Source organism: Ruegeria sp. AN11 (genome assembly GCF_056536005.1).
Window position 1 is genome coordinate 2,175,932 of record NZ_JBQFJD010000001.1, and the last position, 24,260, is coordinate 2,200,191.

Below are 24,260 nucleotides of genomic sequence, written 5' to 3' on the forward strand. Positions count from 1 at the left end.
TGGACAATCGTCCATTTAAATCTGGAATTTTCAGGCCAGCTGTGTCAACAGATAATTTCACAACTAGGGCTGGCCAAATTCACAATGGCCGCTAAAAGGCACCGCAATAGGCTGAAAACAAACAGAACCGCCTGACCAAATGACCGGAAGACGACAAGAAATACGCGAACGAAATCGCCTGTCCCTGATCGAAGCGGTGCTCGACTCGGTCGCAGAGAAGGGTATTTCAGAGACATCCGTAAGCGAAATCATCCAGCGCGCCGAGCTGTCCCGCGGCATGATTCACCTTCATTTCGGCGGCAAGGACAACCTGGTTAACGAAGCCGCCCGTTATTCGTCCGAGCAATACTACAATGGCATTTATGCCTTGCTGGAAACGACCGGGCAAACTGGCCAGGAGCATATCGAGATGATTGTTCGGGGTGATTTGGGTGAAACCATCCTCAACAAAAAAAGCGTTTCAATTTGGTACGCGTTTCGCGGTGAAGCCAGAAACCGAGCGGCAATAGCCGCCTTCTCCGACACGCGCGACGCGAAGCTACGGAACCTTGTTTTCAACGCGTTCGCCCGGATTGCAAAGGAAGCTGAAATCGAACACCCCAATCAGGTTGCACGTGACGCAACTCATGGCACGCTTGCTATGCTGGAAGGGATGTGGACCGATTACCTGCTGCACCCGGATTCTTTTGACCGAACCGAGGCAATAAGGATCATCTTCCGCTTCTTGAGCTCAATGTTTCCAAACCACTTCGACCTTGGCGGCGCATTGTCGCCAAAATGACTGTTGCGACCAAATGTGTCAGCTTGCAGTCGATAGGAATAGTCCCCGACTGGCAAGTCAGAGCGTGAACCGGGTGCAGAAGGTCAATCTAAGCAAAATTGGATTCAACTTTGGCTCATCTAACGACGACCTTTCCCCTTGAGAAATGACCCTCCGCAAGGCAATGCGTAGCAGAAGCTCACGCATGGCGAGGCGAGCGAGCAACTAGAGACCAATGCATGCGCGAGTTTGGACCCGGAAGCATCTGATAAGCTCCTTCCAGGTCCAAACTGAAATTCTGTTAGCTGGGGACTTCGGTGGGCACCAGAATCGTCATTCCAACCCTGTCGGCTACGGCCATGATTGCGGGAATATCCGGTGGTCCATCCGGGGCAGGAATGTCTGTTGTTCCGTCGGGCATGGCTTCACCAGCTTCAGTGAAGAACGTGTCATGCATAGCGCCAGGCGCATTAATGCAGAGCAATCGACCGGGCCTCGCTCCGGTACATGTAAAGGCGTGAACGGCCCCGTCCGGCACTTTTACAAAATCACCACTTACTACACTGTGGGTTTCGCCGTTCACAAGAAACTCGAATTCCCCATCAAGCACATAAAAGCTTTCATCTTCACCAGCATGATGGTTGGGCGGTGCGCCGGCCCCCGGCGCCGTTTTGATCTCGACAATTGTACATCGATTTCCTGTTTCGCTGGGAAAAGCATGGAATGTCAGAAGATTTCCAAGAAGATGATAAACCCGAGGGCGAGGTTCAGTCATTGCAGCTACTCCCTTTACTCGAAAGTTAATACCATTATGATACATAAATCCACTTATGAGACAAGTGTATTATAAAAGGAGTTAACTTGGCGCGCCGAACAAACCAAATTAAACGAACTCGTGATGCGCTTCTTTCGGCCGCCCGTGAACTGATGTCGGAGGGACAGGAAGTGACGCTGGCAAAAGTGGCTGAACATGCCAAAATCAGTCGTGCGACGGTCTACCGATACTTTTCCGATCCGGGCGTATTGGCTTTGGATGCGACTCTGGACATTGAAGTCAAACCAACGTCTGAGCTGCTTCAGGGGGTTCATGATGTCCGGGTTCGAGTACACGCAGTCGCGCGTTACTATCTGGACTTCTCACGCGAACATGAAGCTTATTTCCGGCAGTTTCTTGCAGAGTCTCTGAAAGCATCGCTTGAGCAGGGTACGACCAAAATGCGGGGCGCGAGACGGGTTGCTGCTTTTGCTGAGGCACTTGAACCAGCGCAAAAATCTATGAAACCCAAGGAAATTAAAGACTTGGCGATGCGGTTGTCCATGACGACTGGCATGGAGCAATTTATAATCATTGAAGACATTCTGCGTGTTGACCAGGCGACAGGCTACCGCCTTCAAGAAGGGCTGGTAGATGCTCTGCTTGAACGATATTTGCCAGACTAGAAAATTCTCGACTTTTCTCTGTGCTTTGATGATGGATGCATTGGCCAAGCCAAGTGGGCAAAGTCAGGCCCAGATGAATTGCGCTCCCATTCTCACAACATTGATTGGGTGGCCGATCATTATTTCCGCAAAGATAAGCCATTGTGAAATAGATGCACCTTGCCCGGATCAGCGTTCAGTTTGACATTTTGTCCACGCAGACTTCGTTCGACACCCGGAAACTTGGCGACGATGCCTTCGGCCCCTGCCCTGCTGGCCAAATACAGCAGGGTGACTTCTCCCAAGGCTTCGATGAAACCGACATTGCCGTCCAGAAACCCAGAGGCATCGTCGGCGAAAAAGTCTTCGGGGCGTACGCCAACGTTTACCGGCAGACCCATTTGATCGGGATTGGTTGGAATGGATGAAACTGCCGTGCCGCCCGCATCAAGTTTGACCGATGTCTGTGCCCCGGTCCCGGATATTTTGCCGGGCATCAAGTTCATGGACGGCGAGCCGATAAACTGCGCCACGAATTCGTTGTCCGGTGTTTCGTACAGTTCCAGCGGTGTGCCCACCTGCGCAATGCCCTTGTTGGCCAGAACCACGATCCGACTGGCCAGGGTCATCGCTTCGACCTGATCATGGGTCACGTAGATCATGGTGCTGTCGGGCATTGCCTCTTTCAGCCGCGCGATCTCGATACGGGTTGCAACGCGCAACGCAGCGTCAAGATTTGAGAGCGGCTCGTCGAACAGATAGACCTTGGGGTCCCGTACAATGGCCCGCCCGATGGCGACACGCTGGCGTTGACCTCCCGACAGGGCCTTGGGCAGTCGATCCAGAAGCGGATCCAGCTGAAGGGTCTGTGCGGCGCGTTCGACGGCGGCATCGATCTCGGCGGCGGGCATCTTGGCGATCTTGAGCGCAAACGCCATGTTCTCGCGCACGGTCAAATGTGGATAGAGCGCGTAGGACTGAAACACCATCGCTATGCCTCGCTGGGCGGGCGGCACATCGTTCATGACCTGCCCTTCGATTTCCAGCGTTCCTCCAGTAATCTTTTCCAACCCGGCAATCATCCGCAACAAGGTAGATTTGCCGCACCCCGAAGGGCCGACGAAGACGATCAACTCGCCTTTCTCGATGTCCAGATCGATATGCTTCAGTACATCGACCGGACCATAGGACTTCGCCACATCTGTAAGCTTGAGTTCCGACATGGTTTACCCCTTGTCCTTAACCATCAGGCAGAATTGCGAAGGTTGCAGCGTCACGACGCGTTCGCCATCAACACCGCCCAGGTCTTGCCCGATGACCCGCCAGTTGCCTTCTGGCAGTTCGATCTGTCTTGCTTCTGTTCCAAGGTTGAACGCGCAATACACCGTTTCAGAAGCGTCTTCGCGGTAGAACGTCAGGGCCGGACCGACCTGGTTCATATCGGATTGCGTGCCCGAGGCGAGCGCAGGATGAGCATGGCGCAACGCAATTGCGCGGCGATAGTGGTGGAGCATCGATTGATCGTCCACCTCCAGCCGGTCCACGGCCCGTTCGGATTGCATGGGACTGACCGGTAGCCACGGCTCACCCGTACTAAAGCCCGAATGTTCGTCTTGCGCCGTCCAGACCATCGGCGTACGGCAGCCATCCCGGCCCTTGAATTCGGGCCAGAACTCAATGCCGTAAGGGTCTTGCAGTTTTTCAAACGGAACATCGGCCTCGTGCAGGCCCAGCTCCTCGCCCTGATACAGACAGGCGGAACCGCGCAGGCACATCATCAAGACTGCGTGCTGTCGAATGGCCGCATCGTCCAGGCCCCAGCGCGAGGCGTGGCGTGGCACGTCGTGGTTCGAGAACGCCCAGCACGGCCACGCATCCCCGGCTTTGGCCTGAAGCTGATCAAAAACCTGTTTCGCATAATCAGCCGACAGTGCGCGTTTTTCGAGAAACTCGAAGGCGTAGCACATGTGCATCCGCTTGTCGCCGGACGTGTACTCACCCATGATTTCCAACCCACGCTGCGCATCGCCAACCTCGCCCAGGCAGGCGCGACCATCATATTCGTCTGTCAGCGCCCGCAAGCGTTCAAGGAAGGCAATGTTTTCAGGCCGACTTTTGGAATACAGGTGGTTTTGGTGGTTATAGGGGTTCACCGCTGGCGCGATTGACGCGTTGCGCTCTTCGATCGAAAGCGCCGGGTTGTCGCGCAACTGTTTGTCGTGGAAATAGAAATTGATCGTGTCCAGACGAAACCCGTCCACGCCCATCTCAAGCCAGAACCGGGCAACATCCAGCAAGGCGTCCTGAACGTGTGCATTGTGGAAGTTCAGGTCCGGCTGCGACGTGAGGAAATTGTGAAAATAGTATTGCAGGCGGCGCGGGTCCCACTGCCACGCAGAACCGCCAAAGATCGACAACCAGTTGTTGGGCGGTGTGCCATCCGGCCTCGGATCGGCCCAAACATACCAGTCGGATTTCGGGTTTTCCCGGCTGGCACGGCTTTCGATGAACCACGGGTGCTGGTCTGATGTGTGTGAAAGCACCAGATCGATCATCACTTTAAGCCCCTTGGCATGGGCCTGATCGAGCAGTTCGCGAAAATCCTGCAATGACCCGAACATCGGATCAACGTCGCGGTAATCGCTGACGTCATAGCCGAAATCCTTCATCGGAGATTTGAAGAAGGGCGAAATCCAGATCGCGTCAACACCTAGCGAAGCGATGTAATCCAGACGCCGGGTGATACCTTTCAGGTCTCCGATGCCGTCGCCATTGCTGTCCTGAAAACTGCGCGGATAGATCTGATAGATCACTCCGCCGCGCCACCAGTCTGACGTGGCCTTTGTTGATTTGGAAAGTTCCACAGTGTTCTGCACGTTCATCAGACGCCTCTATTTAACGGACCCGGCCAGCAGGCCCCGGACCAGGTATTTTTGCATTGCGAAGAAAACGACCAATGGCACAAAGATCGACACAAAGGCTGCGGTCGCCAGAATTTCCCAGTTGCCGCCACGGGTGCCCAAAAGCTCTACAATGCGGTTGGTCATCACCGTGGTCTGGCCGGTTGCGTCGATCAGGAAGACCTTGGCCACCAGAAGATCGTTCCACGTCCACAAGAACTGGAAGATTGCGAAGGACGCGAGCGCCGGGAAGCTAAGCGGCAGGATCAGCTTGGTGAAGATCTGGAACTCGGTCGCCCCGTCGACCCGCGCATTCTCGATCAGATCACGTGGCAATCCAGCCATGTAGTTGCGCAGTAGGTAGATCGCCAGCGGCATGCCAAAGCCCGTATGCGCCAACCAAACGCCCAGATAACCTTTCCCAACCCCGATACTCAGGTGGAATTTCAACAGCGGAATCAACGCCAGTTGCAACGGAACCACCAACAGGCCAACCACAGCGGCGATCAGCAAAGCCCGGCCCGGAAACTCCATCCACGCCAGGGCATAAGCTGCAAAGGCTGCAACAAGGATTGGAATGATCGTCGCGGGAATTGTGACTGTCAGCGTGTTGAAGAACGCCTTTGCCATACTGTCCGTACTGCTTTGGTCCAACAGAACTTTTTTGTAGTTGTCCAATGTAAACTCAGGCGGCAATTCAGCCGTCACAAATACACGCGCGCCGCGCTTGCCGCTGAATTCTTCGGTATTCTCCATCCGATAGTTGCCGTCTGCATCGACTGTGATTGTGCCGCCTCCGCGCAGCTCGGCGGTTTCACCGGGGGCGAAGGCGTCAATTTCGCGAGCGCTGATGCCCCAGCCTGAAATCCTGATTTGCTCTTCATCGCCAAACAGCTGCCCCTGGATTACGTAAAGCTCATTCTCCAACACCTGCGTTTCGGGTGCCGCGCTGCGCAGTGTCAGATTCTGCTCGGACGGAAAGAGAGACCGCCACCAACCGCTGCTGGAAATCTGGTCCGCCGTCCGGAAGGATGAGATCAGCAGACCAAGCGTCGGAATGATCCACAGGACCACCAGAAAGACGACCGAGGCATGAACGACCCAGCGCAGCGCCGGTCTGGTTCCCGCAATATCGTTCATGGCCTACTCCATCTCCTTGCGCGCATTGCGCACATTCCAGATCAGGATCGGTGTGACCAGCAACATGATCACCATGGCCGAGGCCGAGCCCACCCCCCAGTCGTTGGCGCGAAACAGCTTGTCATACATGTAGTTGGCCAGAACCTGTGTCTCCCACTGGCCGTTGGTCATGGCAAAGACGATGTCGAAGACTTTCAGCACGGTAATGGTGATCGTCGTCCAGACGACCAGAATCGTGGTTTTGATCTGCGGCACCTTGATCTTGAAAAAAATCTGAAACGGGTTCGCGCCATCCAGGATGGCGGCCTCGACAGTTTCTTCGGGGATGCCGCGAAGGGCGGCCGACAGGATCACCATGGCAAACCCGGTCTGAATCCAAACCAGAACAATCATCAGGAAGAAACTGTTCCAGAACGGAACCGTCAGCCATGTCTGCGGTTCGGTGCCGCCAAAGAAGATATAAAGCGCGTTCAGGATGCCGATCTGGTCCTGTTCCGCCGGGCGCGCGTCATAGACGAGTTTCCAGATCACCGAAGCGCCGACGAATGAAATCGCCATTGGCATAAAGATCAGCGATTTGGCAAAATTACCCCATCGGATGCGGTCGGTCAGTTGTGCAACCAGCAGGCCGAAAGCGGTGGACATGGCCGGCACAACGATCAGCCAGAACATGTTGTTGCGCATGGCCTCCCAGAATTTCGGCTCTTTGGCCATCTGGGTGTAGTTATCAAGGCCTACCCATCTGTACCCACCGCCGGGCACGCGTTCAGTGAGCGACAGGCGCAGCGTCTCGACCACCGGGTATGCCAGGTACAAGCCCAGCGCAGCAAGTGCCGGGAACAGGAACAACCAGGGCCGGATCATGTTCGCCCGGTTGATGTTGCGCCCTGCGTTGGGCCCGCGCGGCGGGAACAGGACTTTGTCCAGAAACTGGTTGGAGAGGTAGAAGTAACCCACGCAACCCGACACACCGATGGCGATGGTCAGCAGGCCCTGAAGTGCCGGTGTCATGATGCCCTCGTTGGTTTGGAAATTGGGGCGGCGTCAGGGCCGCCCCAGCCGTCACTTACTTCGCAGCATCCCACGAAGACTGGATTTCTCCGGCAATTGTGGCTGCGTCCTTCGCACCCGAGGAATAGTCGACCATACCGGTCCAGAACGTACCCGCGCCGACCGCGCCCGGCATCAGGTCCGACCCGTCAAAGCGGAACGTGGTTGCGTTGGTCAGGATTTCACCCTGTCCCCGCTGGGTATCATTGGCGTAATTCTCGGGATTTGCCCCCAGATGCGGCGTCAGGAATCCGTCCTGAGACATCATGATCTCATGCGCGAAGGGCGTTTTGAGGAACTCCATGAACACCTCGGCCGCCGGGTTCGGGTTCGTGATCGTGAACAACGTGCCCGCACCCAGAACCGGAGTTCCCAGATCTTTCTCGGCATAGGCCGGGAAGTAGAAGAAATCGGCATCTACACCCAATTCGGTCCCTTCCGGGAAATAGGCGGGAATGAACGACGCCTGACGGTGCATCATGCAGGCAGGCGGGCTGTCGAACAGACCCTTGGGGCTGTCGCGGAAGTCAATCGCGGCGGTGTCGTCGGCGTTGCCCACGACATAGTCGTCGTTGCGGGTAAAGCTGCCGTATTCCTCAATCGCCGCGATCACGCGCGGATCATCGAACTTCATCTCATTCGAGACCCACTGGTCGTAGACTTCGGGCGGCTGTGTACGCAACATCAGGTCCTCGACCCAGTCGGTCGCGGGCCACCCGGTCGCACCGCCGGATGCAAGCCCCACGCAAAGCGGCGTCTCGCCATCCTCGACCATCTGATCCATCAGCGCCTTGAACTCTTCCATGGTCTGCGGGACGTCGTACCCGAAGTCTTCGAAGTTTTCCGGGATGTACCAGACCAGCGACTTCACGTTGACGTTGAAGAAAAAGCCGTAGAAATCTTTGGCGCCATCGGCGTTTTCAAAGGTTCCCAAATCGACCCAGGACTGGCCGGCAGCGAAATTGTCCTTGATCCAGTCCGCCGACCCTTCGGCAAGCGGCGTCAGGTATCCGTTCTTGGCCATGTTCGCGGCGAGACCCGGCTGCGGGAAAACCGTCAAGTTCGGAGCGGAGCCAGCGGCCGCATCAATCAGGATCTGCTGCTCCAGCGAGTCCGATCCGACATAGCTGGAATTCGCTCCGGTGGCCTCATCAAAATAGGCGACCAGATTTTCGAATGACTTCCCTTCGCCCGCAAGCCACGGCCCGAAAATGGTAAGGTCCTGACCGGCCAGGTCATGGGCGTCCGCAAAGGCCTGAAAGCCGTCCCAGTCAAAGCCGCCCTCGCCCACGGCGTGGATCATCTCGCCCTGCGCCTGGACGCCTCCGGACAGCAAAGCAAATGTGGCCACACCTGCATAAAGCGCGTTTCTCATGAATTTTCCTCCCAACAGTTCCTTGCGCCACAGAGACTCAGCATCCAAAGCGCTTTGGATATGCAGTTTATCCGCTAACATTTCCCGCCTGTCAATATTCGCGTTGCAAAACGCTAATAATCAAAAGGCTGATTGAAACGGGTTGACGGAACGAGCATTTGACCACACAACAGGTAACAGCCAAAACTTGAAGGCGCTTTGAAACAATCATGAACCTGAAGCAGCTCTCGGAAATTCTTGCCCTTTCGCAAACGACGGTCAGCCGCGCTCTGAACGGCTACCCCGAAGTGAGCGAGGAAACCCGGATGCGCGTTCAGGCTGCTGCTGCCAAACATGGCTATCGCCCGAACATCCGCGCCAAGGGGCTGGCGACCGGCAAATCCATGGTGATCGGGCATGTCATCCCCAGTTCGTCCCAGCACGAGATGGTGAACCCAATCTTCGGTGACTTTGTTGCTGGTGCCGCTCGGACATACGCGGCGCATGGCTATGACATGATGTTCACCACCGCCGATGATACGTCGATCGAAGGGGCCTATCGCAGTTTGTTTCAGCGCGGTGCCGTGGATGGCGTCGTTTTGCAGGGCCCCAAAGTCAACGAACACCGAATTGATCTGCTGTCGCGGATGGCGGTACCGTTCATCGTGCATGGGCGTTCGACGGGGGCGGATGTGCAATATGACTGGATTGACGTAAACAACAAAAGCTCGTTCCTGCGCGCCACACAGTTCCTGATCGATTTAGGGCATCGCCGGATCGCCCTGATCAACGGGCTTGAAGATATGGATTTCGCGCAACGACGCCGTACAGGGTACCAGCAGGCCCTGGAACAGGCAGGCTTGACCTCGGACCCGCAACTGATGCGAAGCGCCGAGATGACCGAAGTCTACGGCCACCGCGAAACCCACGACATGCTGCAATTGGATGAACCGCCGACTGCCATTCTGGCGTCCTCGATGATTTCAGCGATCGGAGTACGGCGGGCGCTGGACGAGGCGGGCCTCCGGATCGGTCGGGATGTCTCGGTCATCGCTCATGACGATGACCTTTCTTACCTAAAGAACGGGCAGGACGTCCCCATTTTCACAGCCACGCGCTCTTCAGTGCGACACGCAGGAGAACTGGCCGCCGAGATGCTTATCGAGCGGATCAAATCGCCTGAGGACCCGGTCAAAACCAGATTGCTTGAGGCGGAGCTGGTTGTCGGCAAGTCAACCGGCCCTGCACCCGACAGGTTCTGAAGATGAACTTTACGCGAAACGATTTTCCGTCTGATTTCCTGTTTGGGGTCGCCACGTCGGCCTATCAAATCGAAGGTCACGCCCAAGGCGGTGCAGGGTCCACCCATTGGGATACGTTTGCCGCGACGCCCGGCAACGTCGTGCGGGGGGAAAATGGGAATCTGGCCTGCGATCACCTGAACCGGTTTGAACAGGATTTCGATCTTGTGCGCAACGCAGGTTTTGATTGCTATCGCTTCTCGACCAGCTGGGCACGCGTGATGCCCGAGGGGCGCGGACCGATCAATCAGGAAGGTTTGGACTATTACGACCGGCTGACTGATGCGGCGCTGGAGCGTGGCATCCGCCCGTGCGCGACGCTTTATCACTGGGAACTGCCGTCGGCTCTGGCTGACCTGGGCGGTTGGCGCAACCGGGACATCGCCAGTTGGTTTGCCGATTTCACCGAGGTCATCATGGGACGGATTGGCGACCGAATGTACAGCGTTGCCCCTATCAATGAGCCTTGGTGCGTCAGCTGGCTGAGTCATTTCGAAGGACATCACGCCCCGGGATTGCGGGACATTCGGGCCACAGCTCGAGCCATGCATCACGTCCTGCTGGCCCATGGCCACGCGATTCAGGCAATGCGCAGTCTGGGCATGTCCAATCTGGGCGGTGTGTTCAATCTTGAATGGGCCGAACCCGCCGATGACAGTCCGCAAGCGCGGCAGGCCGCTGATCTCTATGATGGAATCTATAACCGGTTCTTCCTGAGTGGCGTGTTCAACAAGACCTATCCTCAAAATGTGCTGGAAGGGTTGGAACCCCACCTTCCGCCCGGCTGGCAGGATGATTTCGACATCATCGGCGCTCCTGTCGACTGGTGTGGATTGAACTACTACACCCGCAAACTGATCGCCCCTGCGGACACCGCCTGGCCCAGTCTGACCGAAATCCCCGGGCCCTTGCCCAAGACCCAAATGGGATGGGAAATCGACCCAGCCGCGCTGAGCCGGTTCCTGATCCGAACAGCGCAAGAATACACTGGCGACCTTCCGATCTATGTGACCGAAAACGGCATGGCCAGCCCCGAGCGCCAACAAGACGATGATCGTATCAGCTATCTGGATCAGCACTTTGCCGCCGTTCAGGAGGCTCTCGATCAGGGCGTTTCCGTCAAGGGGTACTTTGTTTGGTCTCTGCTGGACAATTACGAATGGGCCTTGGGGTACGAAAAACGCTTCGGTCTGGTTGATGTGGATTTCGATACGATGAAACGTACTCCGAAAGCCTCATACTTCGCCTTGAAGAAGATGCTGTCCACTTACAATACCGCTGCCAGATGACTGTGTTCTGGTGCTTTGGGGCTATTTTGTTGATGGTAGCTCTCCACCAAATGCGACGTTCGCACAGGTCAACTTGCCGTGCATTGATTGCCGCCGAGCACTTCTGACGAGCCAAGTTCTGGATTTCTTTATTAGGATGAATCGGTGCCAGCCTGATCCGCATGTCGGCCCTGATTTTGCTACTAGGAAGTCAGGATCTATGAATTCGGTTTTTGGACGCTGGATGAAAGGAATGAGGTGAAAACGGCGAGGCTTTGTCGCTGGCGCCAGAACCATGTGTGCCTTACAGAATACCAAGTGGCGGACCGAGGAGGAGCCTAAATTTTCCGCTATACATATATCTATTGGATGAATTTCTGAAAAATTTTCTTGCCATACTACCAAAAGTACCACGTCATGTTGGACTTGGGCGGCCCATTGACACAAGTAACTTTTATATCGGCTTGGCATCAGCACCCAGAAACAAACCCAATTCTCGACTGTAGCTTCGATATCATTGAGAAAACGTTCGACAATTCCACAGAAACCACCGAGTCGCGAACAGAGCGGACATTCATAGTTAAGCTTGGTCCCGGTCCTGTGCTGAATTGCAAATTGTCCGATGGCGGCAGCAGCGCGCGGTATTCTAGGATGCCTGCCTAACGTAGCAGGGAGTGGTAATTTTTAGTGTTCCGTTTCAGAACCGAAGGACCGACGGGAAATCGATCTGACGGGTTCTGGTTTGGACCCATGGGAAGTTTTTGGGTTCTCAAACGGAACCACAGAAGATGCCGACGGGCCGGTATCAGAACCGCGTTTTGTTTTTTTGGAATGCCAGAACTGCCAGTCATTGATGGTGGCTAGGCAATGTCCATTTCCATGGTGCGGAATTCGTTTTTCAGCCAGGTGTGCCTGGCGCACATCGGTCTTGTAAAATGCTGCCGGATCAGTTTTCCCATGGCCTTCTGGATCAGCAGTGATGTAGTCGCCGGGTACACTTCGGTCGTAAAAAGTGACACTGTCCGCACAAAGTTCCTGCCAGGAAACGGCATGGCTTTGACACTGTTGTGAAACCGCTGCGTTCGGTGAAAACACGCCGCCGTTGTGATAGCCCATCCGCTGCCCTGTGCAACCAGGCCGATGATGGACTGATTACATTCAAGTTCAAACCGGTTGGGCAGGCTGAACTTGCTTCGGGCCAACTGAATTTCGATTTGTTTGCCAATCACGTAGTCACGCGAATACCTTAACAAAGGCAATTCCGCCTCTGGTGTAAACAACTCTTCGGGCGAACCTTCAAACTTGTTGGGAAGAACGACGATGAAAGGATCGCGCATCAAAGGGTATTCGATCAGCCCCTCAGTGCGTCCCGGCGGCCTTGTGGCAACACCAACGTCCAATTTATGCTCTTGTAGTTTGGCGAGAATCTCGTGACTGGGGCGTGTGAAGTGCCGGAAATTGCAGCGCGGAAGAGCCTGAGCCAAAAACCGAACGAGATCGGGCGCGATCTGGTTGTCGAAATCGTCAATCAAAGCCAATCGCAGGTCCGTCGCGTGCTGCCAGTTGCCCGTACGGATCTCGGCTTCGCCACGTTTCAATACGGTCAGGCCTTCACGGACGTAGCGGGCAAACACTTCTCCTGCTGGCGTTAGCCCCATTGGACGGCGTCCATGGTCGACCAATTCGATGCCCAGCGCGTTTTCAAGGCTGCGCAGATGGTTGGATACTGTACTGATCGACAAATCCGTTTCGGATGCAACCTTCTGAATCGATCCGGACTTGGCGATCAACTGAAAAACTTCCAGCCACCTAAGGCTCAGCGATTTGGACACGGCAACTGACCATTGTTTCGATTTGTTCGAAACTAGCGAAGCAAAGATTCGCCCTTGCGGCAACAATGAAGTTGGCTGAGATGTCGTTTCTAAGCTTTCATACGGGCAAAATCCGGATCGTACGGGCTGGACGTTATGACAGTCGCGCCAAAACGCTGCCCGCAACTATCCAGCTCCATTTCGCTGCCAACCTCAGAGATGAACGGATCAACAAATACATGCGCCAGGTTCAATCCTGTACGATGACCCCATTCCCCAGAGGTAACAGTCCCCACGACCTTATCGCCCAGCATGACAGACGCGCCGGGATGCGCCGGACCACGCGTTGCATCAATGCGCAGGGGAACCAGCTTGCGGCGAAGCCCTTCTGACTGCCGCTTCAACAGCGCCTCACGCCCAATAAATTCGCCCTTGTCCAGACGCACAAACCTGTCCAGCCCCGTTTCCCAAGGATCAAATTCGGTGATCAAATCGGCTTTCCAGTGCAGGAAGCTTTTTTCCATGCGCATCGAGTCAACCGCTCTGGCACCAAACAGGTTCAGCCCGTACCCTTCGCCCGCCTCCCGCAGCGCAAGATAGGCCGCATAGAGAGAGGCGTTTGGGACATGGATCTCATAGGCCAACTCTCCCGAGAAACTAAGGTTCATGACCGTGGCAGGAGCGATGCCGACAAAGCACTCTCGTACGCTGAGCCAGGGGAATGCGTCCGCAGACCAATCACCTCTGGCACAGTCAGAAAGCACAGTGCGCGACTTGGGGCCAGCCAAAACCAGAATGGTTTGGTCATTCGTCAAGCTGCGCATCTGAACGTCTTCATCGTTGCGCAGATGCTTCTGTAGCCAGTCCATATCGTGATACTCGCTCGCTGCGGCAGAGCCATACCAAACCCGTGCTGGACCGCGATCACTGGCAGGGAGATTGGCAACAGTTGCTTCCGCCTTGACCATACCGTGATGGTTCAGCAGATAGCCCAACCCAACACGCCCTTCGCGCTTACCCACAACTCCGCAAAACATCCGATCCAGAAACGCGTGCCTGTCCACTCCGGTGATCTCAATCCGGTTGAACCCGTTTACTTCCGCCAACCCGACACCAGTGCGAACGTTATCGACTTCGGCAGCAACCAGATCGAAGGTTTCGTCAAAATCGAAACTGAGTGACGGCGCGAAATCAGGGTGAGGTTTGATGTAATCCACCCTTTCCCATCCATTGACTACCGTGAACTCCGCCCCTTCGGATGCGAGAACAGGCGTCAGAGGCGTCGTTTTGGCGGGACGGCCGGCTGGGCGGTGTTCATGTGGAAAGTGGAACCTGAATTCGTTCTGATAATCCTCAATCGCCTTCAGAGCAGTGAGTTCTACGTTCGCGTGCCCTGTAAACCTCCTCGGGTCGAGGCACCAAGTGTCATAACATGCCTCACCATGCACGATCTGCTGTGCCAACAGCCACCCGTGCCCGCCGCCTTCGCCCAACCCGGCTCGCAGACCAATGATGCAGTACGCATTGCGCTTGCCCGGGATCGGCCCAACCAACGGGGCACCATCAATTGAATAAGTGATCGGCCCGTTTACGACCGTGTGAATGCCCACCTCCATCAAGGCAGGCATCCGCGCAAATGCACCCTCGAGCACATCAGTTACACGGTCCAGATCATCCGGACAAAGTGCGTTCACGAAGTTTGGATCGATCCCGTCCATTCCCCATGTTTTGCACCCCTGCTCGTAGAACCCGAGCAAGAGACCGTTCTTTTCCTGTCGGCAATAGTAGTCGCTGATTGGGCAGCGCAGCAGCGGCATCCGGTGCCCGGCATCCCGGATGGCCTCGATCTCTTCGGTCAGAAAATACTGATGTTCCATGGAGGACACGGGATGATGAACTCCCATCATGGTGCCAACCTCGTTGACCCGGTAACCACAGGCGTTGACGATTATGTCGCAGTCGATGTCTCCGTGCTCGGTATGCACGGTCCAGGTATCGTCGTTGTGCTGCGTCAAAGCTGTTACAGGCGTGTTTCTGTACACTTCCGCACCGGCTTTGCGCGCCCGTCGCGCGAGGGCCTGACACAGTTGGGCCGGGTCGATGTCACCGTCCAACGGATCCCATAGCCCACCGATCAGGTTGTCGGTCGAAATCAACGGGTGGCGGCGGGCGCATTCATCCGCATCGATCACCTCGAAATGTACATCCATGCCCCGCGCCATGGATGCGAAGTGACGGTAGCCCTGCATCTGCGCTTCTATATTCGCCAGACGTATTCCGCCGTCTCCGTGATGGTAATTGATCGGGTAATCCGGATCGTCGGCCAGTTCCTTGTACAGGCGGATCGAATGAGACTTCAGACCCACCATGGTCTGGTTCATCCCGAAATTTGTGACCTGTGCGGCCGAATGCCAGGTCGTGCCCGAGGTCAGTTCGTTCCGTTCAACCAAAACCACATCTGTCCAACCCTCTTGGGTCAGGTGGTACAGCGTCGAACATCCAGCGATCCCGCCTCCGATCACAACGACTCTGGTACGCGACTTCATGGTCTTTGCTCCCTCGGTTTCGGCACAAGTCTTGCTGAATAACGGGTTGGGCAGACAACAGGGCAGTCGCCGGTACTGTAAAATCGAAACCGCAATTTCGGATTCTGAAATCGGCAATTCTCCTTTGATGCCCGTGTGTTTTGCGCCTTACGGTGCAACGAAGACGCAAAGAGATTGGGATACATGTCATCGGAGGGCTCAAAACGCAGCGGTCGGAAAGCGCGGCACGCACAGCGTGCAGCCAAGCCAGCATTCGATCCCTGCCCACCCGGTCAGACAGGTGGTTCGTACAAACCTTTGAACCACGTGGAAATAGAACAGGTATTTGATACCGCCCTGCGGCTCCTGGAAGAGCTGGGCATGGGCAATGTACCAGATAGGCTTGCCGCCGACCTAAGGGCCGCAGGGGCACGGGACCGGGAACCGGGGCGGCTGGTTTTCCCACGTTCAATGGTCCAGCAAGCCATTAATTTCGCTGCCAAAAGTTTCATGTTCCATGGCCGGGATGAAAGCCGGTCTATCGATGTGGGCGGGGATCGTGTGTACTTTGGCACTGGCGGCGCGGCTGTTCAGACGCTCGACATTGACAGTGGGCTTTATCGTCCCTCTACATTGGTTGATCTGCATGACTTCACCCGACTACAGGACACACTGGCCAATGTCAGTTGGTTCACCCGGTGCTGCGTGGCAACGGATGTCCCGGACGTGTTTGATCTGGACGTCAATACGGTTTACGCCTTGGTGCGGAATACGACCAAACCGGTCGCCACCTCTTTCACGCTGGCCAAACATGTCCGCCCCATTGTCGAGATGCTGGACATCGTCGCCGGAGGGGTCGGTGAGTTCGCCAAACGTCCTTTCCTGAAAGCGCACATCAGCCCGGTTATTTCACCGATGCGATATGGCGAAGACGCGGTGGACGTCGTTTATGAGTGCATCGCCCATAACATACCAATGTCCTGCATCACGGCTGCGCAAGCGGGCGCAACCGCTCCGGCGACCCTGGCCGGATTTCTGGCGCAGTCACTGGCCGAAACGCTTGCCAGTCTCGTGATGGTCAACACGATCAAACCCGGCTTTCCGATGGTTTTTTCCAATTGGCCCTTCATCGTAGACCTCAGAACCGGTTCATTTGCAGGCGGCAGCGGCGAGACAGCGATCCTGAATGCCGCCTCGGCGCAGATCACGAACTGGCTAGGACTGCCTTCGGGCGTGGCCGCTTCGATGGCAGATGCCAAGGCCATTGATGCCCAGTACGGGGCTGAAAAAGGCATCACGTCGCTTGCAGCCGCATTGGCCGGTGGCAACCTGATTTATGAAAGTTCAGGCATGACTGCGTCCCTGTTGGGTGCAAGTTTCGAGGCCTTTGTGCTGGACAACGAAATGCACTCTCACACCTATCGGGTCTTGCGCGGGATCGAGGTCACCGAAGCGAATCTCGGCTTTGACGCCATTTGCAAATCGGTTTTGGGTGACGGGCACTTTCTGGGCAGCGCACATACATATGAAGCAATGGAGAGAGATTACTTTTATCCTCAGCTCGCTGATCGCCAGGAGCCGCGCACATGGGAAACCGAAGGTGCGAGGGACGCATGGTCATCCGCCCGGCAAGTCGCCAGAGAGGTTTTGAGCTCGCATCACCCCGAGTATCTCACCCCCGAGCAGGACGCCGAAATTCGCCGACGTTTTCGAATCCTGACCTGAAGTCTTACAGGCATTCCCAGCCCGTTGCTGAACCGCTAGGGTCACTGAAGAAACTTGCAGAGGATGGGAAGCCATGGCCGATTCATTTTTTCAACCGGATTCAGCCATGGAGCTTGCCAGGTTTGCGGGCATACCGTCATTCATGCGCCTGCCCGTTCTGGATATGGACCACGAACGCATCTCGGACGTCGAATTGGGCCTTGTCGGCATCCCTTGGGACGGCGGTACCACCAATCGGCCGGGCGCACGGCATGGCCCGCGGCAACTGCGCGATTACTCCACGATGATCAGGGCGATGAACCCGGTCACGGGCGTCGTGCCGTTCTCGCAGGTGAATTGCGCGGACCTAGGAGATGTCGCCCCCAATCCGGTCGACATAGAAGACACGCTGGATCGGGTCACGAGCTTCTACTCGAAGCTGAAAGCGCGCAAAATCACGCCATTGACCGCCGGAGGGGATCACTTGACCACCCTGCCCGTCCTGCGTGCCCTGGCCGCCTCGGGCCCGGTTGGTCTCATCCAGTTCGACAGTCACACGGATTTGTTCGACACCTATTTCGGCGGCCACAAATTCACGCACGGCACCCCCTTCCGCCGCGCTGTTGAGGAAGGGTTGGTGGACCCCAAACGCTTTGTTCAGGTCGGAATCCGCGGCACGGCATACAACACCGAAGACATCGAATGGGGTGAAGCGCAGGGCATCCGTATCATCCGCATCGAAGAACTGTTCGACCGGGGCATCGACGATGTGATGAATGAAGTGCGCAGCATTGTCGGAACGGAGCCGACCTACTGCACCTATGACATCGACTTCGTGGACCCGACCTATGCGCCCGGCACCGGAACACCCGAAATTGGCGGGCCCAACAGTTTTCAGGCCCAGCAGGTCATTCGCAAGATGGCTGGCCTGAACCTTGTCGGTGCCGATCTTGTCGAAGTGTCGCCACCCTTCGATCCTGAGGGTGGGACAGCGTGGCTGGGTATCTCGCTGATGTTCGAATTGCTTTGTGTTCTGGCCCAAGCTGTCGAGGCGCGCCGCAGTTAATCCTCGGCAACATTCTCGGCAATCATCGAAATCATCTCGAACATCACTGCTGCGGCGGTCAGGGCAGTGATGTTGTTGGGGCTGTCTTTTGTGGGCATCATGCAAACCACATCACCGCCCACGATGTTCAGCCCGCGCGCCGCCCTCAGGATTCCAACCGCCTCATCGATGTCAAACCCCTTTTCACCCGGCTCAAGGTTAGAGACTGCGGGCGCAACGGTTGGATCAAGGCAATCCAGATCGAAGGTGATGTAAACCGGCCGGTCGCCCAGCACCTCTTTGGTTTGGGCTACAACGTCCTCCAGCCCACGCTGACGAAATTCGCGCATTGTGACGATGTTGTAGCCATAGTCGTAAGAAGGCTGCAGCCAGTCCAGACTGCGTGGATGGCCCCGCAAGCCGATCTGCATCGAACGGGTCGGATCCACCTGCCCCTGATCGGCCAGATAAGCCCCCCAGTGTGCCGCTGATTTCTTGGCCCCCAGGAAGTGGTCAACCTTGGTAAAAACATCCGTGTGGGCGTCCAGATGCAGGAAACTGACAGGTTCTCCGCCTGCCAGTTTTCCACATCCCAAAGCCTGTACTATCCCACCAGTGATGGAGTGATCTCCGCCGACAGAAACCGGGCGTGCACCGGCCGCGTCGATGTCCTTGTAGAATTCGGTGATCCGTTCAATGCAATCCTCATTGTCGTTCGCCTTCGGGAACGGCACATCCCCCACATCGGCAATCCGCGCGCTGTTCCATGGGTCGATCTCGAAAACTGAATGCACCCTGCGCTGAACGGCCGAGACGTGCCGCAAGGCGCGTGGGCCCAAATGCTGGTCCCTCTCGGTCGTGCCGTTTCCGGTTGAGTGCGGCACGCCTGCCAATGCAATGTCCTGCCCCTTGGGCCCGACATTGGGGCAACGAAACAGAGTAGGCACGCCCCACCAATACAGATTGTCCATCATGGACTGTTCGTAGCGATCGGCCATTGTTTTCTCCGGTCAATGAAAAACGCCCCCGGAAAGAACCGGGGGCGCAGATGGTTAGATTTTCTCGTCTTCTCGCCGGAATGCGCCTTGCACGATCCTGTCCATGACCATGGCGAGGAACAGAATTGCGAAGCCGCCCAGCAGGCCCGGCCCCTTGGCGGCATATTGCAGTGCCTCCAGGATTTCTTTGCCCAAGCCGCCACCACCTATCAGCGAGATGATTACGACCATGGACAGACACATCAGAATTGTCTGGTTCACACCTGTCATGATCGATGGCAATGCCAGCGGGATTTCAACATCTTTCAGCAACTGCCATTTCGAGGCCCCAAAGGCGACGGCGGCTTCCTTGATGCTCTCCGGAACCCCACGCATGCCCAGTGCCGTCAGTCGAATAACCGGCGGCATTCCGAAGATGATCGTGGCCAGAATGCCCGGCGGGTTGCCGGTGCCAAAGAAGGCAATGATCGGGATAAGGTAAACGAAGGCCGGAAGGGTCTGCATCAAGTCCAGCACCGGTTCCGCCGCGCGATAAGCGCGCTTAGACTTGCCAAACCAGATACCCAGCGGAATGCCGAAGACAACGCAGAGCAACACCGCCGCACCCACCAGCGCAACGGTTTCCATCGCTACGTCCCAATATCCCAGCAAAGCGATATAGGCCAACGAAGCTGCGGTGAAGATGGCAACCCTTGGTCCCGCCGCGCGCCATGCGGTCACACAGATGACCAGCATGACAACTGGCCAAGGTGAGCCGATAAGTGCCACTGTCAACGCATCAAGAACAGAACGCACACCGGCTACTATCCCGTCGAAGACGTCGCCCCCTGCTGCAGCGGCCGCGTCTATCTTTTCTTCCATCCAGCCAGCCAGGTTTGAGAACAACGTGCCGTTGCCCTCTCCCAATATCATCGCGGATACCTGCTGCTCGGGGAAAGCATCCAGCAAAGGAAGCGACGCGTTTACGGTGAACTTGTAAACGATCAAGGGACCAATGGCGGCGACAAGGATTGCGCCCAAAACCGTGTTTCGGGTCGAGCGTCCGCTTTCCGTGCTGCCCGGGTCGATACGCCAGTTTGAATACTGTTTTTCGTAGACTCGGTCGGCATACAAACCCTGAACCACCTTGAAAACCAGCAACATCAGCAACCCGGTGATAAGAATACCCGTGGCCTCGGACTGGGCAGCAGCGGCCCTTTCCAAGCTGGTATCAGCCGCTTTCTGAATGTTCTCAGCCAGCTTGGTGAACCGATCGATATCCGCCTTTTCAGTTGCGTCCGCCGCTCGGGCCAGCAGTTCGGCTGCGCGCTCTTGCTGACGGGCGGCACGCTCTGCAAAGTCTGCACCCGGATTGCCCCACGCGCCTCTGCCGATTTGGACCCACGCGATGATCTCGAGGATCAGAAACGTCCAGAACATGCCCCAAATGGCCCGTGACGCGGACCAGAACGGCCCCAGCACCGCCGCCCACGTGTTGAACGTGTTGGGAATTGCACTGGTAGCGTCGTGGATTTTGTGAAAGGCGTTGACGTAATAGGCTCCGTTCGGACCAGCGAACTTCTTGATGGAAATATCAAGAGCCTCGCGATCAACCTCGATGTCAGAGGCGGCCGTTACTTTAAGCTCAGAAGTTGCGTCAGTCATTTTTGCCCCCCTGAATACCACGCAACAGGCGTGGCTTGGTCACGACACCCACGTCACTGCCCGCATCCGTTATGACGACCGGCAATTCCGAATTCACGGCCAGATCGATCAGTTGGTCCAGATCCGCGCCTTCGTCCGCCCTGGGCGCACCGTCGAGTGGCCCTGAATAGCTGTCCATCGGTTCCATGATGGAATGCGCTTTGACCAGTTTGAGCTTGGAGATGCCCTGAACAAATTCGCGCACGTAATCGTCGGATGGGTTCATGACGATATCCTCCGGCGTGCCGATCTGTACGATCACCCCATCTTTCATGATCGCAATTCGGTGACCTATGCGAATGGCTTCATCCAGATCATGAGTGATGAACAGCGTGGTCTTTTTTAGCTGCGCTACAAGCGCCTTGAACTGGTCCTGCAACTGCAGGCGGATCAAAGGGTCAAGGGCGGAAAAGGGTTCATCCATCAACAGGATTTCGGGGTCCGACGCCAGCGCCCGCGCGATCCCCACGCGTTGCTGCATCCCGCCGGAAAGCTCCTTGGGCAGGCGGTCCTCATAACCCGTTAGGTTTACCAGGCTCAAAGCGTGATCCGAAACAGCCCAACGTTTGGATTTCGGGACCTTTCTGATCTCCAGGGGGTAAGCCACGTTATCGCGGACGGAACGATGAGGCATAAGCGCCATATGTTGAAAGACCATGCCGATTTGCTGGGCGCGAATGCGGCGCAATTCGGATTCCGATAGTTTCGATACATCGTGACCCAGGATTTCGATCCGGCCGGCCGTCGGCTCGATCAATCTGTTCACGTGTCGTACCAACGTGGACTTGCCCGAACCGGACAACCCCATGATGCAGAAGATTTCGCCACGCGGCACTTCGAATGTGGCACCCTGAACACCGACAACGCAGTTGAACCGTTCCAAAACTTCCGGCTTGCCGATTCCTTCGTCTCGGACAGCTTGCATTGCCTCTTCAGCACGTGCGCCGAAGATCTTCCAAACGTTTTCCAGTTTTACGACAGGTTCGTCCATTTATCCCCCACAGGGCATAGCCCTGCCCAACAGAAAAAAGGCCGCCGCGATTTTCCGCGACGGCCTGCAAGGTCGTAGTTTAGTTGGTTAGCCAGCCGATCACGGTATCTTCGTTCTCTGCCACCCACTGCTTGGCAAAATCCGCGGCTTCGACGTTGTCTACAGCCAGAGCCTTGCCCATCGCGCTCAGATCATCTCCTGACATCTGATAGTTGCTGAACAGAGCGGCCACTTCAGGATAACTCTCTTCCAGCTCTTTCGCGTAGTGCAGGTGAAGAGTTGCGCCGTTCCAGGCCGTGGACGCTTCGGATTTCGACAGCCAATCCGGGTCATCGGTGGGCTGAACAATTGTCCAGGTGGCAGGGTCATGAGCCGGCTCTTCAAGAACCGTCAGGTCTTGGGTCACGAAGATATAGTGGGGGCTGTAGCAGAACCCGATCCACGGATCGCCCGCCTTGGTCGCGTTTGCCAGGTTGGCATAGGCGATGGTTTCCTCGTATTCCGTCAGGTCGAATATCTGATCATAGCCATAAGATTTGGCCCGAATCTTCTCGACAACGGTCGAAGCCCAGCCCGGAGCACCGATCCAGACCTCAGGCGTACCATTCCCGTCTGTATCGAAGATCGCCATCTTGTCCGGGTCACTCAGGTCGTCAATTGACTTGATGTCATGCTGTTCAGCGATGTAGGTCGGGACACACATGCCCTGCTCGGCCTGAACCGGGTTTTGGTTCATGACAACCGTGCCATTTTCTTTGACATATGTGTCATGCAGGTTTTGCTGGTTGGGCATCCACACTTCTGGGTGGACGTGCATCGAGCCGCTGTCCATGGCTTCGAAGACAATCGGATTCGTGCCGTTTTGCAGTTCCACGTCCAGACCAAGGTTTTCTTCGATCACCACCTCAAGAATATGTGCCGTGGCATTCACCGAGGCCCAGTTCGGCACACCGATCACGATATCTGCGGCCATAGCCGGGCCGGCAATCGCGACCGAAGCACTTCCTAGTAGCGTTGCAATTCTTTTCATCTGGTATCTCCATATTGGGAAACTTCCGCGCTTGTTTTTCTCACCCTTTCGGACGGTGGTGCGCTTGGAATTTTTTTCGGGAAGGTCGCGCCTTCCGGTCCTTTTTGGCCAGCGAAACTTGAGGCTGACATAGCCACAAAAGTGAAGCACGCGAGCGCGCTGCCCATCAAGAGATACGTTATTCTAGTTCCTGTATTGGAAATTATCGCAAAATAGTTTCGACTATTTAGGATTCGCAAGTAATGTTACGAGTAACCCGAAGCCGGCTTTTGTATGTCACACAGAACACATCGAACGCTGTTTTAAGGCAAATATGAGCGCCTTGGCAGCCACAGCAGAGCGGGTCTGCAACTCGGTTTAGAACGCGGGCACCTCTCGCCACGCATCGCGTCATGGTGCTGGACCTTGGCTTTGACGTTGGGCAGCATCTTACCTTCGCGGATTGCGGTCACCGGGTTCTCGCCGGGGCGAATGCCGTTGGACTTCGCCACGTCGAGTACCGTCCTTTTCCGCAGCGACAGTCGCTTGCGGTTTCGTGTTTCTCGGTCCAGATGGGCGACAGGCACATCAGCACTTCGGGCTGATCAATGCTGCCCACAGGCATGCGTCCGATTTTGGGGACCGCATAATAGCGCAAAGTGTTGAGCCATTGCTGGCCATGCTTGGCATTCTTCCATGTTGGCAGGCGGCCAACGTGAACCAGCCGGCTGAGTTCTTCAAAAGTTGGAATTTCGCGCTTGGCGTTGAAGCGCGGGATCCACCGCGCTTTCGCTATTCGCCGCAATTCGATGGCTCGTTCTCGAGCCTGTTTCAGTGCGACGACATCCGCGCCGCCTAAACCTAAGTCCGTTCGAAGCGGCGCGCCCGTGCGGTTCTATGCCCTTTGACCGAAACACGTACGATCCAACACCGTGCGCCCGATGGATCTACAACAAGATACAAGCCAGAACCGTCACCGTGTCGTCCCGGACCAAGATTATCTACCAGCTTCTTTGCCAGTATTCCGCTGAGCGCCGACATGAAACTACGACAAAAAATACCACTTAATGAAAGTATACTGGTGTCATTGGCGAAAATTCAATGAAACCCGCTAGCGCGGATACAATCATATAACGCAAAGGTTCTAGCGACCTAGTGTTGTTCAACAAAATTCAGGGAAATCACCAAGTGGCGGACCGAGGAGGATTCGAACCCCCGACCCCTTGATTCGTAGTCAAGTACTCTATCCAGCTGAGCTATCGGTCCGCGTTGGTGAGGCGGTATTTAGACCCAGGTCCGGGG

The 24,260-nt window shown here is 56.1% G+C and carries 20 protein-coding genes and 1 tRNA gene; 7 read left to right on the plus strand and 14 right to left on the minus strand.

The window, feature by feature from the left end:
- The first annotated feature begins 196 nt into the window (after positions 1–196).
- Positions 197–781: a TetR family transcriptional regulator C-terminal domain-containing protein gene (locus ACR3EQ_RS10665; RefSeq protein ID WP_480440642.1), complete on the plus strand. Its 585-nt coding sequence runs from the start codon at positions 197–199 to the stop codon at positions 779–781.
- Positions 782–1,061: 280 nt separating this feature from the next.
- Here the strand turns inward: ACR3EQ_RS10665 and ACR3EQ_RS10670 are convergent, their stop codons facing one another.
- Positions 1,062–1,535, minus strand: a complete 474-nt coding sequence (locus ACR3EQ_RS10670; protein WP_170613669.1) for a cupin domain-containing protein — start codon at positions 1,533–1,535, stop codon at positions 1,062–1,064.
- A gap of 86 nt (positions 1,536–1,621) precedes the next feature.
- On the opposite strand from ACR3EQ_RS10670, the gene ACR3EQ_RS10675 reads away from it, so the two are divergent.
- Positions 1,622–2,200, plus strand: coding sequence for a TetR/AcrR family transcriptional regulator (locus tag ACR3EQ_RS10675; RefSeq protein ID WP_170613671.1), 579 nt, complete (start codon positions 1,622–1,624; stop codon positions 2,198–2,200).
- 119 nt (positions 2,201–2,319) lie between these two features.
- Here ACR3EQ_RS10675 and ACR3EQ_RS10680 read toward each other — a convergent pair whose 3' ends face one another.
- Genes ACR3EQ_RS10680 through ACR3EQ_RS10700 form a run of 5 tightly spaced genes read right to left on the minus strand, consistent with a single transcriptional unit; the run spans position 2,320 to position 8,644 of the window.
- Positions 2,320–3,402, minus strand: a complete 1,083-nt coding sequence (locus tag ACR3EQ_RS10680) for a sn-glycerol-3-phosphate ABC transporter ATP-binding protein UgpC (protein ID WP_170613673.1) — start codon at positions 3,400–3,402, stop codon at positions 2,320–2,322.
- 3 nt (positions 3,403–3,405) lie between these two features.
- Positions 3,406–5,061, minus strand: a complete 1,656-nt coding sequence (locus tag ACR3EQ_RS10685) for an alpha-amylase family glycosyl hydrolase (protein ID WP_480490605.1) — start codon at positions 5,059–5,061, stop codon at positions 3,406–3,408.
- 9 nt (positions 5,062–5,070) lie between these two features.
- On the minus strand, positions 5,071–6,219 hold the full coding sequence (locus tag ACR3EQ_RS10690) for a carbohydrate ABC transporter permease (RefSeq protein ID WP_170613678.1): 1,149 nt from the start codon (positions 6,217–6,219) through the stop codon (positions 5,071–5,073).
- A 3-nt stretch (positions 6,220–6,222) separates the two neighbouring features.
- Positions 6,223–7,230, minus strand: coding sequence for a carbohydrate ABC transporter permease (locus ACR3EQ_RS10695; RefSeq protein ID WP_170613680.1), 1,008 nt, complete (start codon positions 7,228–7,230; stop codon positions 6,223–6,225).
- Positions 7,231–7,285: 55 nt separating this feature from the next.
- Positions 7,286–8,644, minus strand: a complete 1,359-nt coding sequence (locus ACR3EQ_RS10700; protein WP_170619181.1) for an ABC transporter substrate-binding protein — start codon at positions 8,642–8,644, stop codon at positions 7,286–7,288.
- Positions 8,645–8,853: 209 nt separating this feature from the next.
- Between ACR3EQ_RS10700 and ACR3EQ_RS10705 the strand changes: the two genes are divergently transcribed.
- A complete protein-coding gene (locus ACR3EQ_RS10705; RefSeq protein ID WP_170613684.1) occupies positions 8,854–9,885 on the plus strand; it encodes a substrate-binding domain-containing protein in 1,032 nt (343 codons plus the stop codon).
- A gap of 2 nt (positions 9,886–9,887) precedes the next feature.
- On the plus strand, positions 9,888–11,213 hold the full coding sequence (locus ACR3EQ_RS10710; protein ID WP_170613686.1) for a GH1 family beta-glucosidase: 1,326 nt from the start codon (positions 9,888–9,890) through the stop codon (positions 11,211–11,213).
- An 839-nt stretch (positions 11,214–12,052) separates the two neighbouring features.
- Here ACR3EQ_RS10710 and ACR3EQ_RS10715 read toward each other — a convergent pair.
- Both ACR3EQ_RS10715 and ACR3EQ_RS10720 read right to left on the minus strand, forming a co-directional pair.
- On the minus strand, positions 12,053–13,024 hold the full coding sequence (locus tag ACR3EQ_RS10715) for a LysR family transcriptional regulator (protein ID WP_170613688.1): 972 nt from the start codon (positions 13,022–13,024) through the stop codon (positions 12,053–12,055).
- An 89-nt stretch (positions 13,025–13,113) separates the two neighbouring features.
- Positions 13,114–15,549 carry a GcvT family protein gene (locus tag ACR3EQ_RS10720; RefSeq protein ID WP_170613690.1) on the minus strand — a complete coding sequence of 812 codons (2,436 nt, stop codon included), beginning with the start codon at positions 15,547–15,549 and terminating at the stop codon, positions 13,114–13,116.
- Positions 15,550–15,732: 183 nt separating this feature from the next.
- Between ACR3EQ_RS10720 and ACR3EQ_RS10725 the strand changes: the two genes are divergently transcribed.
- Together ACR3EQ_RS10725 and ACR3EQ_RS10730 are read left to right on the plus strand one after the other, a co-directional pair.
- Positions 15,733–17,253, plus strand: a complete 1,521-nt coding sequence (locus ACR3EQ_RS10725) for a trimethylamine methyltransferase family protein (RefSeq protein WP_480490607.1) — start codon at positions 15,733–15,735, stop codon at positions 17,251–17,253.
- Between the two features lie 73 nt (positions 17,254–17,326).
- The gene (locus ACR3EQ_RS10730; RefSeq protein ID WP_480490609.1) at positions 17,327–18,298 is read left to right on the plus strand and encodes an agmatinase; all 972 of its coding nucleotides are present in this window, start codon (positions 17,327–17,329) and stop codon (positions 18,296–18,298) included.
- Here ACR3EQ_RS10730 and ACR3EQ_RS10735 read toward each other — a convergent pair.
- From ACR3EQ_RS10735 to ACR3EQ_RS10755, 5 genes are all read right to left on the minus strand, one after another.
- Entirely contained in the window at positions 18,295–19,275 is a 981-nt protein-coding gene (locus tag ACR3EQ_RS10735; RefSeq protein WP_480490610.1) for an arginase family protein, read from the minus strand. The two genes, ACR3EQ_RS10730 and ACR3EQ_RS10735, sit on opposite strands and share 4 nt — an antisense overlap.
- Before the next feature lie 54 nt (positions 19,276–19,329).
- Entirely contained in the window at positions 19,330–20,919 is a 1,590-nt protein-coding gene (locus ACR3EQ_RS10740) for an ABC transporter permease subunit (RefSeq protein ID WP_170613698.1), read from the minus strand.
- Positions 20,912–21,949, minus strand: coding sequence for a quaternary amine ABC transporter ATP-binding protein (locus ACR3EQ_RS10745; protein WP_170678494.1), 1,038 nt, complete (start codon positions 21,947–21,949; stop codon positions 20,912–20,914). The genes ACR3EQ_RS10740 and ACR3EQ_RS10745 overlap by 8 nt, the downstream gene beginning before the upstream one ends.
- Positions 21,950–22,028: 79 nt before the next feature.
- The gene (locus tag ACR3EQ_RS10750) at positions 22,029–22,979 is read right to left on the minus strand and encodes an ABC transporter substrate-binding protein (protein ID WP_170613702.1); all 951 of its coding nucleotides are present in this window, start codon (positions 22,977–22,979) and stop codon (positions 22,029–22,031) included.
- A gap of 448 nt (positions 22,980–23,427) precedes the next feature.
- A complete protein-coding gene (locus ACR3EQ_RS10755; RefSeq protein WP_480491763.1) occupies positions 23,428–23,709 on the minus strand; it encodes a phage integrase central domain-containing protein in 282 nt (93 codons plus the stop codon).
- Between ACR3EQ_RS10755 and ACR3EQ_RS10760 the strand changes: the two genes are divergently transcribed.
- Positions 23,629–23,817 (plus strand): hypothetical protein, encoded by a 189-nt coding sequence (locus ACR3EQ_RS10760; protein WP_170613704.1) that lies wholly within the window; start codon positions 23,629–23,631, stop codon positions 23,815–23,817. The two genes, ACR3EQ_RS10755 and ACR3EQ_RS10760, sit on opposite strands and share 81 nt — an antisense overlap.
- A gap of 330 nt (positions 23,818–24,147) precedes the next feature.
- On the opposite strand, the gene ACR3EQ_RS10765 is transcribed toward ACR3EQ_RS10760, so the two are convergent.
- Positions 24,148–24,224, minus strand: a tRNA-Arg gene (locus ACR3EQ_RS10765).
- Positions 24,225–24,260: the final 36 nt, after the last annotated feature.